Here is a 1,309-nt window from a genome sequence, read left to right on the forward strand (position 1 = left end):
TGTCCCGTCCTAAAATACGTTGACGGTTTTAATTGAAGGCCAGTAGCTTTTGCTCCTGGTCTTTTTTATGCACTTGGTTTGGTGTTTTCATTCCTAAACTCAAGTGCGGCCTCAATTCATTGTATATCAATATTGATTCATCGATGAGCTGCCTTAGCTCTTCTAGGTTTTGACATTTATAGAGTAAGAACTCCTGCTTCAATATGCCGTTAATACGCTCAGCCAGTGCATTTTGATAACAATCATAGCCATCAGTCATTGATGGAATAATGCCATTTTCATTAAGTTTTACTTGATATACCTGCGAGCAATACTGTAACCCTCTATCTGAATGATGAATCGTACTGCATTGATACTGACGATTATTGATGGTCATATCTAATGCCTTAACAACATCTGTCGCCTTCATTTCATCACTGAGTTCATATCCCATAATTTTGCGACTATACGCATCTGTTACTAGCGATAGATAGTGAACACCTTGTGCTGATTGAACGTAGGTTATATCACTTACAAATATCTCTTCTGGCCTCGATGGTTGCCTATCTTTAAGCAAGTTAGGATGCTTTTTCATCCAATGTTTACTAAAAGTCGTTTTGGTATAACTACGCTTTGGTTTAACCAATAAATGTTCATTTTTCAAGTAACTAAAAAAAGCGTCTCGACCTAAACTTATGCCTTGCTCTATGAATTTGGGTTTAAGTAGAAAGTATAATTTTCTTCCACCTAAACGCGGCATAAAGCGTCGTATTTCCAATACCATCGCTTTAACTGGTGCGAGTTCAATAGCACGCAATTTAGCTCTACGCTCTCGTTGATATATCGCTTGTCTCGTTATACCAAGCAGCTTGCAAGCACGTTCTAAGCTAACTATTTTTTGCTTTTGAAGGCTTCTTGCTCCTTGGCAATATACTTTTTTCGAAGGCTTGTCCCATGCTCAGCGTCAAGAATATTAACCACTTCATTGAGTAACAGGTTACGTAAGTGCTCATCTTCGAGCTCTCGTTCGAGACGCTTGATTTTTTGAGCGGGACTTTCTTTGGCTTTAGGTGATGTAGGCATAGTTATCTTAGGTGATTGAGTCCAATCCATCTTACCGTGTTTTCTTAACCAAGTAAGCACCGTTGAACGACCTTGTATGCCATAAATTTTTTGGGCTTGTTTATAGGTCATATCGCCTTTTTCTACAGCGTCGACAATTTGTAATTTAAAGCCTAATGAATAATCTCGTTGTGTTCGTTTAAGCGGTGTATTATTTGACTTGGTCATAATAAGTCCTAAATGTGTAAACACATTTCAGGACGAGACA

The 1,309-nt window shown here is 38.3% G+C and carries 1 protein-coding gene; it reads right to left on the reverse strand.

Features of this window, described 5'->3' with window-relative positions; genetic code table 11:
• Positions 1-28: 28 nt before the first annotated feature.
• Positions 29-1,269 (reverse strand): IS3 family transposase gene (locus ABWV72_RS21090; RefSeq protein WP_502902155.1). Its coding sequence is split into 2 segments (ribosomal slippage): positions 29-912 and positions 912-1,269, totalling 1,242 coding nucleotides; the frame shifts between segments, so codons are not numbered across the junction.
• Positions 1,270-1,309 lie beyond the last annotated feature (40 nt).

The organism is Aliiglaciecola sp. NS0011-25, assembly GCF_040370605.1.
GTDB classification, from domain to species: Bacteria; Pseudomonadota; Gammaproteobacteria; order Enterobacterales; family Alteromonadaceae; genus Aliiglaciecola; species Aliiglaciecola lipolytica_A.